Origin of the sequence: Ancylobacter polymorphus, from assembly GCF_030813495.1 — a bacterium.
Lineage (GTDB): Bacteria > Pseudomonadota > Alphaproteobacteria > Rhizobiales > Xanthobacteraceae > Ancylobacter > Ancylobacter polymorphus.
In genome coordinates this window covers 262,990-275,946 of sequence record NZ_JAUSUI010000003.1, presented here as the reverse complement: position 1 = coordinate 275,946, position 12,957 = coordinate 262,990, and the positions used below count along the sequence as shown (strand labels likewise).

Here is a 12,957-nt window from a genome sequence, read left to right as displayed (position 1 = left end):
GCGCGATGACCGACCACAGCAATACTCCGCGCACGACGCCCCGCGCGTCCGCTACCTTCGACGATTACACGCTCTCGGAAATCCGCCGCGCGGCGGCGACCGGCATCTACGACATTCGCGGCGGCGGCGCCAAACGCAAGGTGCCCCACTTCGACGACCTGCTGTTCCTCGGCGCCTCCATGTCGCGCTACCCGCTGGAAGGCTACCGCGAGAAGTGCTCGACCGAGGTCGTGCTCGGCACCCGCTTCGCCAAGAAGCCGATCGAGCTGAAGATCCCGATCACCATCGCCGGCATGAGCTTCGGCTCGCTTTCGGCCAATGCCAAGGAAGCGCTCGGGCGTGGCGCCTCGGCCATGGGCACCTCCACCACGACAGGCGATGGCGGCATGACCAATGAGGAGCGCGGGCATTCCACCCAGCTCGTCTACCAGTATTTGCCCTCGCGCTACGGCATGAATCCGGACGACCTCAAGCGCGCCGACGCCATCGAGGTGGTGGTGGGCCAGGGCGCCAAGCCCGGCGGCGGCGGCATGCTGCTCGGCCAGAAGATCACCGAGCGCGTCGCCGCCATGCGGACCCTGCCCGTCGGTATCGACCAGCGTTCCGCCTGCCGCCACCCGGACTGGACCGGACCGGACGATCTCGAAATCAAGATCGAGGAACTGCGCGAGATCACCGACTGGGAAAAGCCGATCTATGTGAAGGTCGGCGCCGCCCGCCCCTATTACGACACGGCCCTCGCCGTGAAGTCGGGCGCCGATGTGGTGGTGGTCGACGGAATGCAGGGCGGCACCGCCGCGACGCAGGAAATCTTCATCGAGCATGTCGGCATCCCGACTCTCGCCGCCGTGCGCCAGGCGGTGAAGGCGCTGCAGGACCTCGGCATGCACCGCAAGGTGCAGCTCGTCGTCTCCGGCGGCATCCGCAACGGCGCGGACGTCGCCAAGGCGCTGGCGCTCGGCGCCGATGCGGTGGCGATAGGCACCGCCGCGCTGGTGGCGCTGGGCGACAACGACCCGCATTATGCCGCCGAATATGCGGCGCTCGGCACCCGCGCCGGCGCCTATGACGACTGGCACGAGGGCCGCGACCCCGCCGGCATCACCACCCAGGACCCCGAGCTGATGAAGCGGCTCGACCCGGTGGCCGCAGGTCGCCGCCTGGCCAATTATCTCGCCGTACTGACGCTGGAGTGCCAGACCATCGCCCGCGCCTGCGGCAAGAGCCATGTGCACAATCTGGAGCCGGAAGACCTCGTCGCGCTGACCATCGAGGCCGCCGCCATGGCCAATGTGCCGCTGGCCGGCACCGACTGGATACCGGGCCGCAACGGCGGTTTCTGAGGGGTTTGGCAACCGTCATCCCGGCCCGAGGCGCAGCCGCAGAGCCGGGATCGCGTGCCTGATTGTTTCGCGATCCCGGACACGGCCTGACGGCCGTTCCGGGATGACGGAACGGTGGGACGAAGGGCAAGGAACGGCCCTGAAAATGCATTCACCAACGAGCCCGAACGGGCCGGGGAACAGCGAAACCGGATAGCACCATGGCCAACGACCTTGCCCAAGCCGATCTGAAACATGCCGCCAAAGAGCTCGGCATCAAGTACTTCCTGATCTCCTATGTCGACCTGTTCGGCGCGCTCCGGGCCAAGCTCGTGCCCGCCAGCGCCATCAGCGGCATGCAGAAGGCCGGGGCGGGCTTCGCCGGCTTCGCCACCTGGCTCGACATGAGCCCGGCCGATGCCGACCTGTTCGCCGTTCCCGACGCCTCCAGCCTGATCCAGCTGCCATGGAAGCCGGAAGTCGGCTGGCTCGCCTCCGACCTCGTGATGAACGACGAGCTTGTGGCCCAGGCGCCGCGCAACGTGCTGAAATCCACCATGCTCGGCGCCGAAAGCCTCGGCTATGTCATGAAGACCGGGGTGGAGTGCGAATTCTTCCTCACCAATGCCGATGGCAGCAAGATTTCCGATGCCGCCGACAACGCCACCAAGCCCTGCTACGACCAGTCCGCCCTGATGCGCCGCTACGACGTCATCAAGGAAATCTGCGACTGCATGCTCACCCTCGGCTGGGGCCCCTACCAGAACGACCATGAGGACGCCAACGGCCAGTTCGAGATGAACTGGGACTTCGCCGACGCGCTCATCACCGCCGACCGGCATGTGTTCTTCAAGTTCATGGCCCGCTCCATCGCCGAGAAGCACGGGCTGCGCGCCACCTTCATGCCCAAGCCCTTCATCGACCTCACCGGCTCGGGCTGCCACATGCACACCTCGCTGTGGAGCCCGGAGGGGGCCAATTTGTTCGAGGACGAGGACGGCGAACTCGGCCTCTCCGCCCTCGGCTACGGCTTCATCGGCGGGCTGATCCACTCGGCCGACGCGCTGTGCGCCTTCACCAACCCGACGGTGAATTCCTACAAGCGCATCAACGCCCCGCGCACCGTCTCCGGCGCCACCTGGGCGCCCAACACCGTCACCTATACCGGCAATAACCGCACCCACATGATCCGCATTCCCGATGCGGGCCGGCTGGAACTGCGCCTGCCGGACGGCGCCGCCAACCCCTATCTCGCCCCCGCCGCCATGCTGGCCGCCGGGCTCGACGGCATCCAGAACCAGCGCGACCCGGGCAAGCGGCTCGACATCAACATGTACACGGACGGCCACAAGGTGAGGGGCGCCAAGAAGCTGCCGCTGAACCTGCTCGACGCCATCCGCGCGCTGGAAAAGTCGAGCGTGCTGCGCAGCGCGCTCGGCGCGCCGCTGGTGGACGGCTATTCCAAGCTCAAGCACGAGGAATGGAACGCCTATTCGCGCCACCTCACCCAGTGGGAGCGCGACAACACGCTGGATATCTGAGGGGGAGTTTTCCCCGCGCCGGCGTCATCCCGGAACGGCCGCGAGGCCGTATCCGGGATCGCATCCGGCTCCATCCTGCGCACGATCCCGGCTCTCCGGCTTCGCCTCCGGCCGGGATGACGATGCGGGCAGAACCGTTCCCAGCGCCCCTCACTCCCGCACGGAGAACGGCACCACGTCGCGCTGGTCGGGATCGAGCACGATGGCGCGGTCGAGCGGGGGGAAGGCACGCTCGGGGCAGGCGGTGCGCGGGCAGATGCGGCAATTGACGCCGAGCGGCGCGGGAGCGGCCGCCTTCAGGTCCAGCCCGTCGGCATGGACGAGCTCGCCGGCATAGGAAATCTCGCAGCCAATGCCGAGCGCGAAGCGGCGCTCGCGCGCGCCGTGGCGCAGCGCCGGCTTTGACGTGCCGCGCGCCAGGCACAGATAGCGCGCCCCGTCCGGCATCTCGCCCAGTTGCACCAGCGTGCGCGAAGGCTGCTCGAACGCCTCGTGCACGTTCCACACCGGGCAGGCGCCGCCATAGCGGGCGAACTGAAAGCGCGTGGCGCTGTGGCGCTTGATGACATTGCCGGCGCGGTCGACTTTGAGGAAATAGAACGGGACCCCCTTCTCGCCCGGCCGCTGCAGCGTCGAGAGGCGATGGCACACCTGTTCCAGGCTCGCCCCGGTGAGGGCGGCCAGCCGGTCGAGATCGTGCCGCGTCTCGCGCGCCAGCCGGGCGAAGCGGCGATAGGGCAGCAGGAGCGCGCCGGCGAAATAGTTCTGCAGCGACAGCCGGCACACGTCGCGCGCCGTAGGGCTGCGGAACCCGGCCTCCTGCACATGCTGGTCGATGATCTCGTTCTGCTCGAAGCGGGCGAGAAAGGCGGCGAGGCGGAAGGCGCGGCTCGCGGGGTCGAGCGTGCGCGCCAGTGTCGCCACCCGGCGGTGGCGGTCATAGGCGAGAAGCGGCGCGTCGAGCCGGGTGGCGGGTGCCATTTCCACCGTGATGTCGTGGCGCTGGCGCAGATGCGCCGCCAGCACGCCCACCGCATCGTCGCGGCCGAACAGGTCGAGCGCCGCGTTGCGCTCCTCGCCGGCACGGTCGAGTCCGTCGACATAATTGTCGATGTAGTGGAAATGGTCGCGCACTTCCTCATAGGGCGCGAGATTTCGCACCTCGTCCGGCGCCGCCCCGTCGACCTCGCGCGCCACCGAGACAAGCGCATCCTCCTGCGCGGCGCGGCGCTCCTCCAGCCGGCGCAGCGCCCCGTGCAGGCGCAGGAAAGCATGGGCAAAGGCGGGGGCATGGGTGGTGGCGTTCTTCAGATCCTGCAGGCTCGGCTCGATGCCGCGAAACACCGGATCGGCCAGCGCCTCGCGCAGATCGGCGACCACGCGGTCGAGATCGTCAGCGCCGAAGCGGGTGATGTCGAGATCGAACACCCGGCTGATGGCGAGCAGCACGGCGGCGGTAACGGGGCGCTGGTTGCTCTCGATCTGGTTGATGTAGCTCGGGGAAAGCGACAGGCGCCGGGCGAAATCCATCTGCGTCAGCCCGAGCCGCTCACGCACATGGCGCACCGCATGGCCGGCGAAGACTTTTCGGGACATAATCGCCTCTCCCAGAACCAGCTACAGAGCACCGTCATCCTGAGGTGCTGGCCGGGGGCCAGCCTCGAAGGATGGCCGCTCACGCGCGCCCGGACGAACATCCTTCGAGGCTCGCCGCGCTCGCACCTCAGGATGACGGCGCGAGAGGCGGCGGCATAGAACCGTCATTTTTGTGAAGTTTTTACAACTTCACGATCCGCATTTTCACAGCTTATGTTTTCCGTCGCAAGCGCCTAGAACCAATGCAACGGTCCGAATGCCGGCTGGGGGAGCGCGATGAAGCCCATTCTCGACGAACTGGAACAGCGCCGCGCCGGGGCGCGGGCCGGCGGCGGCGAGAAGCGCGTCGCCGCCCAGCACAAACGCGGCAAGCTCACCGCGCGCGAGCGGCTGGAACTGCTGCTCGACACCGGCTCCTTCGAGGAGTTCGACACCTTCGTGCAGCACCGCTGCACCGATTTCGGCATGGACAAGGCCGAGAAGATTCCCGGCGACGGCGTCGTTACCGGCTGGGGCACGGTGAACGGGCGCAAGGTGTTCGTCTTCGCCAAGGATTTCACCGTGTTCGGCGGCTCGCTCTCGGAGGCGCACGCGGCCAAGATCACCAAGATCCAGGACATGGCGCTCAAGGTGCGGGCGCCGATCATCGGCCTGTTCGATGCCGGCGGCGCGCGCATTCAGGAAGGCGTGGCGGCGCTGGGCGGCTATGGCGAGGTGTTCAAGCGCAACGTCACCGCCTCCGGCGTCATTCCGCAGATCTCGGTCATCATGGGCCCCTGCGCCGGCGGCGATGTCTATTCCCCGGCCATGACCGACTTCATCTTCATGGTGCGCGACACCTCCTACATGTTCGTCACCGGGCCGGAGGTGGTGAAGACCGTCACCAATGAAAGCGTGACGGCGGAAGAACTCGGCGGCGCCAAGGTGCACACGACCAAATCCTCGGTCGCCGATGGCGCGTTCGAGAACGATGTCGAATGCCTGCTGCAGATGCGCCGGCTGATCGACTTCCTGCCCGCCTGCAACCGTTCCGGCGTGCCGGTCTGGCCGAGCTTCGACGATGGCGAGCGGCTCGATCCCTCGCTCGACACGCTGGTGCCGGACAACCCGAACAAGCCCTACGACATGAAGGAGTTGATTGCGAAAGTCGCCGACGAGGGCGATTTCTTCGAGATTCAGCAGGGCTTCGCCAAGAACATCCTCACCGGCTTCGGCCGGGTGGAGGGGCGCACGGTGGGCTTTGTCGCCAACCAGCCGATGGTGCTGGCCGGGGTACTGGACGCGGATGCCTCGCGCAAGGCGGCGCGTTTCGTGCGCTTCTGCGATGCGTTCGAGATCCCGATCGTCACCTTTGTCGATGTGCCGGGATTTTTGCCCGGCACGGCGCAGGAATATGGCGGGCTGATCAAGCACGGCGCCAAGCTGCTGTTCGCTTACTCGCAGGCCACCGTGCCGCTCGTGACCGTCATCACCCGCAAGGCGTTCGGCGGCGCCTATGACGTGATGGCCTCCAAGCATATTGGCGGCGATGTGAACTATGCCTGGCCGACCGCGCAGATCGCTGTCATGGGCGCCAAGGGGGCGGTGGAGATCATCTTCCGCGCCGATATTGACGATCCCGAGAAGATCGCGGCGCGGACGAAAGAGTACGAGCAGCGCTTCCTCTCGCCCTTTGTCGCGGCCGAACGCGGCTATATCGACGAGGTGATCACGCCGCGCGCGACCCGCAAGCGCATCGCGCGGGCGCTGGCGATGCTGGCCTCGAAGAAGATCGAGGCGCCGATGAAGAAGCACGATAATCTGCCGTTGTAGGCGCTTGCCGCCGCAACGCCGTCATCCTGAGGTGCGAGCGACCAGCGAGCCTCGAAGGATGCCGAACAGGGCACGAGACGACCATCCTTCGAGGCCCGGCTGCGCCGGGCACCTCAGGATGACGACAGCAAAGAAACGAACGGTCAGGGACGCCCATGTTCTCCAAGATCCTCATCGCCAACCGTGGCGAGATCGCCTGCCGGGTCATCAAGACCGCCCGGCGCATGGGCATTGCCACCGTCGCGGTCTACTCCGACGCCGACCGCGACGCGCTGCATGTGGCGATGGCGGATGAGGCGGTGCACATCGGCCCGGCCCCGGCAGCGCAGTCCTATCTCGACGCGGAGAAGATCATCGCCGCCGCGAAGCAGACGGGCGCGCAGGCGATCCATCCCGGCTATGGCTTCCTCTCCGAGCGCGCGAGCTTCGCCGCTGCGCTGAAGGACGCCGGCCTCGTCTTCATCGGCCCGAACCCCGGCGCCATCGAGGCGATGGGCGACAAGATCGAATCCAAGAAGGCGGCGGCGGCGGCCGGGGTGTCCACCGTGCCGGGCTATCTCGGCGTGATCGAGGATGCCGCCCACGCCGCGCGCATCGCCGACGAGATCGGCTATCCCGTGATGATCAAGGCCTCCGCCGGCGGCGGTGGCAAGGGCATGCGCATCGCCCATTCCCGCGACGAGGTGCAGGAAGGGTTCGACCGCGCCCGCTCGGAAGCCAAGTCTTCCTTCGGCGACGACCGGGTGTTCGTGGAGAAGTTCATCGTCCAGCCGCGCCATATCGAAATCCAGGTGCTCGGCGACAAGCACGGCAATGTCATCCATCTGGGCGAGCGCGAATGCTCGATCCAGCGCCGCAACCAGAAGGTGGTCGAGGAAGCCCCCTCGCCGCTGCTGGACGAGGAGACCCGCGCCCTCATGGGCGCGCAGGCGGTCGCGCTGGCCAAGGCCGTGAACTATGACAGCGCCGGCACGGTGGAATTCGTCGCCGGGCAGGACAAGTCGTTCTATTTCCTCGAAATGAACACCCGCCTGCAGGTGGAGCATCCGGTCACGGAACTCATCACCGGCATCGATCTGGTCGAGCAGATGATCCGCGTCGCGGCGGGCGAGGCGTTGCCCGTCACGCAGGCCGATGTGAAACTCTCCGGCTGGGCGGTGGAAAGCCGCGTCTATGCCGAGGATCCCTATCGCGGCTTCCTGCCGTCCATCGGCCGCCTCACCCGCTATCGTCCCCCGGCGGAGGGGGTGAATGACGCCATCACCGTGCGCAACGATACCGGCGTCTATGAGGGCGGGGAAATCTCGCTGTTCTACGACCCGATGATCGCCAAGCTGATCACCCATGCGCCGACGCGCGCCGCGGCGATCGAGGCGCAGGCCGACGCGCTCGACGCCTTCGCCATTGACGGTATCCAGCACAACATCCCCTTCCTCTCCGCGCTGATGACGCATGAGCGCTGGCGGGCGGGCCGGCTTTCCACCGGCTTCATCGCGGAGGAATACCCGGACGGCTTCCACGCCACCGCGCCGAGCGCGGCGTTTGCCCGCACGCTGGCGGCCGTGGCGGCGGTGATCGACAATGTCGGCAATTCCCGCAAGCGCAAGATTTCCGGCCAGCTCGCCGGGCGGCCTGTCGTGTTCGAGCATCAGCGCGTGGTGCGGCTCGGCGACCTCACGCTCGCCTGCGAGGTCGACCGCGCGGCGGGCGGTTTCATCGTCAGCTTCCTTGATGAGGCCGGGCGGCCGGTCTCCACCCATGAGCTGCGCTCGGGCTGGCAGCCGGGCGAGCCGGTGTGGAACGGCGTGTTCGACGAAGAGGCGGTGGCCGTGCAGGTGCGCCCGCGCCTCAACGGCGTGGCGCTGGCGCACCGCGGCATCGCGGTGGAGGCGCTCGTCTATACCAGGCGCGAGGCGGAGCTCGCCGCACTGATGCCGGTGAAGCAGCAGGCCGGCAGCGGCAAGCACCTGCTCTGCCCGATGCCCGGCCTTGTCGTCTCGATTGCCGTCAGCGCCGGGCAGGAGGTGAAGGCGGGCGAGACGCTGGCGGTGGTGGAGGCGATGAAGATGGAGAACGTTTTGCGCGCCGAGCGCGACGCCACCGTCGCCAAGATCCACGCCAAGGCCGGCGACAGCCTGGCGGTCGACGCCGTCATCCTCGATTTCGCTTGAGGAGAGGCCCATGGACCCGCGCCCGCTCGATCTCGACCTCGACAGCTTCCCGCCCGCCACGCGCGCGGACTGGCTCGCCTTGGTCGACGGCGTGCTCAAGGGCGGCGCCTATGACAAGCGCATGGTAACGCGCACGGCGGATGGCATCCGCCTCGACGCGCTCCCCGAGCGGCGGCGTGATGCCGCCCCCATCGCCGGCCGCCCGGCGGGGGCACCGTGGAAGGTGATCGCCCGCATCGACCATGACGACGCCGCCAGCGCGAATGCGCAGATGCTGGCCGATCTCAATGGCGGCGCCGATGGCATCTCGCTGGTCTTCGCCTCCGCACCCTCCGCCGCCGGCTTCGGCCTGCCACTGCGGCATGAGGACGTTGTGGCGGCGCTGGACGGGCTGCTGCCCGAGATGGCGACGCTGCGGGTGGAGGCCGGCGCCTATCAGGGCCGCGACATCGCCCTCGCTCTGGCCCGGCTGTATGAGAAGGCAGACCCGGCGGCGCTCGACCTGCGCTTCGGGCTCGACCCCATTGGCGACTTCGCCGCGCTCGGCGCCGCGCCGATCGAGTGGGAGGCGCTGGCCGCCCGGCTCGGCCAGACGGTGACCGCCCTGCACGGGCGCGGCCTCACGGCGCCGATGGTGCGGGCGGATGGGCGCCTTCACCACGCGGCCGGGGCCACCGACGCGCAGGAACTCGCCGCCGTTCTTGCCACCGCCACCGCCTATCTGCGCGCGCTGGAAGCCGCCGGCCTGCCACTCGACGCGGCGGCGCGGCTGATCGAGGTGACGCTGGTTGCCGATGTCGACCAGTTCGGCACCCAGGCGAAGCCTAGAGCCCTCCGCCTGCTCTGGCAGGCAGTGCTGGAGGCGTGCGGGCTCGCGCCCTCCCCGGTGACGATCCACATGGAAACCGCCTGGCGCGCGCTGACCCGGCACGACGCGCAGGTGAACCTGCTGCGCGGTACTATCGCCGCCTTCGCCGCCGGCGTCGGCGGGGCGGACAGCATCACCGTCCTGCCCTTCACCCAGGCGCTGGGCCTACCCGACGCCGATGCGCGGCGGCTGGCGCGCAACACCCAGATCATCCTGATGGAGGAATCGAACGTCCACCGCGTCGCCGATCCCGGTGCCGGGGCGGGCGCCATCGAGGAACGCACGGAAACACTAGCCGCCGCCGCGTGGGAGCTGTTCCGCGCCATCGAGCGCGAGGGCGGTATGGTGGAAGCGCTCACCTCCGGCGCGTGGCAGCGGCGCGTGGCGGCGGCGCGGCAGGCGCGGGCGCAGGAGGTGGCGACCCGGCGGCTGCCGATCACCGGCACCTCGGAATTTCCGCTGCTCCACGAAAACGTGCCGGCCGTTCTGGCCCCTTCCCGCCTCCGCCCCGCCGCCGCGCCTGCCGAGGGCGCGCTCTTGTGCGAGCCGCTGGTAGGCGCGCGCCTTTCCGAACCGTTCGAGCGGCTGCGCGCGTCGGCCGCCGCGGCGCGGCCGTCGGTGTTTCTCGCCGGGCTCGGCACGCCGGCGGATATCGCCGCCCGCGCCGGCTTCGCCCGTGCCGCTTTCGAGGCGGGCGGCATCGCGGCGGCGGGCAATGACGGCTTCACCGATCAACCGGCGCTGGTGGAGGCGTTCCGCGCCTCCGGCGCCCGCCTCGCCTGCCTGTGCGGTTCCGACGCGACCTATGCCGAGCGCGCGGTCGAGACGGCGCAGGCGCTGAAGGAAGCCGGGGCCGTTGCCGTCTATCTCGCCGGCAAGCCGGGCGAGGACGAGGCGGCCCAGCGCGCCGCCGGCGTCGACGCCTATCTTGCTGCGGGCCTCGACCTCGTCGCCTTTCTCGACGACGCCCAGGCCCGTCTCGGCCTTGGCCGCAGGAGGGAACCATGAGCCCGGCCATCCGTTGCCCCAGGGGTAGCTCTCAGGCTGCCATCAACCTAGGGACAGACCATGAAAACGCTGGATCACGGGTGGCGTCGCGCGACCTGCGGCGCGGCGCTTTGGGGGATGCTGCTGGCGGCGCCGGCAACGGCGCAGGAATTGAGCGCGCTGAGCCTGCACGACGGCATCTGGCAGGTCTCGGCCGAGCCGGTGTCCGGGCCGTGCGACACGCGGCTGGAGTTCCGGCTGGCGGTGGAAGATGGCCAGATCAGCTATGGCGGGCTGTGGCCGGTGAATGCCACCGGCACGGTGAGCGCTCTGGGGCGGATCGACATCCGTGTGGAGCGCGGGGGCGACACGCTTTCGGCGCGCGGCATGGTGCGTGGCGATGTGGCCACCGGCAAATGGCAATCGGCGGAGAAGAACTGCAGCGGCTCCTTCGTGGCACGCCGGGCCTAGCCGTCAGCACCTCTCACCGGGAGGACGCGCGATGAGCCGCATCCCGGATTTTGCCGTCCGCGACTGGCAGGCGCCGCAACCGACCGCGCCGGCAGCCGTCGCCCATGACTGGATGACGCCGGAAGGGCTGGCGGTGAAGCCGCTCTATGGCCCCGCCGACATTGCGGGGCTCGGCGCCGTCGACAGCTATCCCGGCATCGCGCCGTTCCTGCGCGGGCCCTACCCCACCATGTACGCCACCCAGCCCTGGACCATCCGACAATATGCCGGCTTCTCCACGGCGGAGGATTCCAACGCCTTCTACCGCCGCAATCTGGCGGCCGGGCAGAAGGGGCTCTCGGTCGCCTTCGACCTCGCCACCCATCGCGGCTACGATTCCGATCATCCGCGCGTCGCCGGCGATGTCGGCATGGCGGGGGTCGCCATCGATTCGATCTACGACATGCGCACGCTGTTCTCCGGCATTCCGCTGGACCAGATGAGCGTGTCCATGACCATGAACGGGGCGGTACTGCCGATCCTCGCGCTCTATGTCGTGGCGGCGGAGGAGCAGGGGGTGAAACCCGCCCAGCTCTCCGGGACCATCCAGAACGACATCCTCAAGGAGTTCATGGTCCGCAATACCTATATCTACCCGCCCGGCCCCTCCATGCGGATCATCTCCGACATTTTCGCCTTCACCTCCAAGGAGATGCCGCGCTTCAACTCGATCTCGATCTCCGGCTACCACATGCAGGAGGCGGGGGCGACGCAGGATCTGGAGCTCGCCTATACACTCGCCGACGGGATCGACTATGTGCGCGCCGGGGTGGCGGCGGGAATGCCCATCGACACCTTCGCGCCGCGCCTCTCCTTCTTCTGGGCCATCGGCATGAACTTCTTCATGGAGGTCGCCAAGCTGCGCGCCGCCCGGCTGATCTGGGCGAAGCTGATGCAGGATCTCGGCGCCGCCAACCCCAAGTCCCTGCCGCTGCGCACCCATTCGCAGACCTCGGGCTGGAGCCTGACGGCGCAGGACGTGTTCAACAACGTCATGCGCACCATGGTGGAGGCGATGGCGGCGACGCAGGGGCACACCCAGTCGCTGCACACCAACGCGCTCGACGAGGCGCTGGCGCTGCCCACCGACTTCTCCGCCCGCATCGCCCGCAACACGCAAATACTGCTGCAGCAGGAGAGCGGCACCACCCGGGCCATCGACCCCTGGGGCGGCTCGTTCTTCGTGGAAAAGCTCACCGCCGATCTGGCACAGAAGGCGCTCGGCCATATCGCCGAGGTGGAGGAACTGGGCGGCATGGCCAAGGCGATCGAGGCCGGCATCCCGAAGCTGCGCATCGAAGAGGCCGCCGCCACGACGCAGGCGCGGATCGACTCTGGCGCCCAGACCGTGGTCGGCGTCAACAAGTACCGGCCCGCGCGGGAAATGCCGATCGACGTGCTCAAGGTCGACAATTCCGCCGTGCGGGCGGCGCAGCTCGACAAGCTGGCGCGGCTGAAGGCCGAGCGCGATCCGCAGGCGGTAGCGCAGACGCTGGCCGCGCTGGAGAACGGCGCACGCGGCGGCGCCAATCTGCTCGCCCTCGCCATCGATGCGGCCCGCGCCAAGGCGACGGTGGGCGAAATCTCCGACGCGCTGGAGCGCGTCTTCGGCCGGCACCGGGCGGAAATCCGTGCGGTCTCCGGCGTCTACCGGCGGGAGGCGGGAGCGATGGGCGACAGGGTCGCGCAGGTGCGGGCACGCGTCGAGGCGTTCGAGCGCGAGGAAGGCCGGCGCCCGCGCCTCCTCGTCGCCAAGGTCGGGCAGGACGGGCATGACCGCGGCCAGAAGGTGATCGCCTCCGCTTTTGCCGATCTCGGCTTCGATGTCGATATCGGCCCGCTCTTCGCCACGCCCGAGGAAGCCGCAAGGCAGGCGGTGGAGAACGACGTGCATGTGATCGGCATTTCCTCGCTCGCCGCCGGCCACCTCACTCTGGTGCCGCAGGTGAAGGCGGCGCTGGCCGCGCAGGGGCGGCCGGACATCATGGTGGTGGTGGGCGGGGTGGTGCCGCCGCAGGACTACGACGCTGTGCGCGCCGCCGGGGCGGAGGCGATCTACCCTCCCGGCACGGTGATCGCCGAGGCCGCCGGCGAACTGGTCGACACACTCGCCGCCCGCCTCGGCCATGCGAAGGACGCGGCGGAGTAGA

Annotated in this window: 8 protein-coding genes; 7 read left to right on the top strand and 1 reads right to left on the bottom strand. The window is 68.7% G+C overall.

Annotation, left to right across the window (positions count from 1 at the left end; all coding sequences use genetic code 11):
- Positions 1–5 precede the first annotated feature (5 nt).
- On the top strand, positions 6–1,343 hold the full coding sequence (locus tag J2S75_RS08630; protein ID WP_307019421.1) for an FMN-binding glutamate synthase family protein: 1,338 nt from the start codon (positions 6–8) through the stop codon (positions 1,341–1,343).
- 200 nt (positions 1,344–1,543) lie between these two features.
- Positions 1,544–2,863 carry a type III glutamate--ammonia ligase gene (gene glnT, locus J2S75_RS08625; protein WP_307019420.1) on the top strand — a complete coding sequence of 440 codons (1,320 nt, stop codon included), beginning with the start codon at positions 1,544–1,546 and terminating at the stop codon, positions 2,861–2,863.
- Between the two features lie 150 nt (positions 2,864–3,013).
- On the opposite strand, the gene J2S75_RS08620 is transcribed toward glnT, so the two are convergent.
- Positions 3,014–4,459: a helix-turn-helix domain-containing protein gene (locus tag J2S75_RS08620; protein WP_307019419.1), complete on the bottom strand. Its 1,446-nt coding sequence runs from the start codon at positions 4,457–4,459 to the stop codon at positions 3,014–3,016.
- Positions 4,460–4,735: 276 nt separating this feature from the next.
- Here J2S75_RS08620 and J2S75_RS08615 point away from each other — a divergent pair, with 276 nt between their 5' ends.
- From J2S75_RS08615 to scpA, 5 genes are all read left to right on the top strand, one after another.
- A complete protein-coding gene (locus tag J2S75_RS08615) occupies positions 4,736–6,271 on the top strand; it encodes an acyl-CoA carboxylase subunit beta (protein ID WP_307019418.1) in 1,536 nt (511 codons plus the stop codon).
- A gap of 155 nt (positions 6,272–6,426) precedes the next feature.
- Positions 6,427–8,442, top strand: a complete 2,016-nt coding sequence (locus J2S75_RS08610; protein ID WP_307019417.1) for an acetyl-CoA carboxylase biotin carboxylase subunit — start codon at positions 6,427–6,429, stop codon at positions 8,440–8,442.
- 10 nt (positions 8,443–8,452) lie between these two features.
- Entirely contained in the window at positions 8,453–10,318 is a 1,866-nt protein-coding gene (locus J2S75_RS08605; protein ID WP_307019416.1) for a methylmalonyl-CoA mutase family protein, read from the top strand.
- Positions 10,319–10,378: 60 nt separating this feature from the next.
- A complete protein-coding gene (locus J2S75_RS08600) occupies positions 10,379–10,768 on the top strand; it encodes a hypothetical protein (protein WP_307019415.1) in 390 nt (129 codons plus the stop codon).
- A 31-nt stretch (positions 10,769–10,799) separates the two neighbouring features.
- The gene (scpA, locus tag J2S75_RS08595; protein WP_307019414.1) at positions 10,800–12,956 is read left to right on the top strand and encodes a methylmalonyl-CoA mutase; all 2,157 of its coding nucleotides are present in this window, start codon (positions 10,800–10,802) and stop codon (positions 12,954–12,956) included.
- Position 12,957 lies beyond the last annotated feature (1 nt).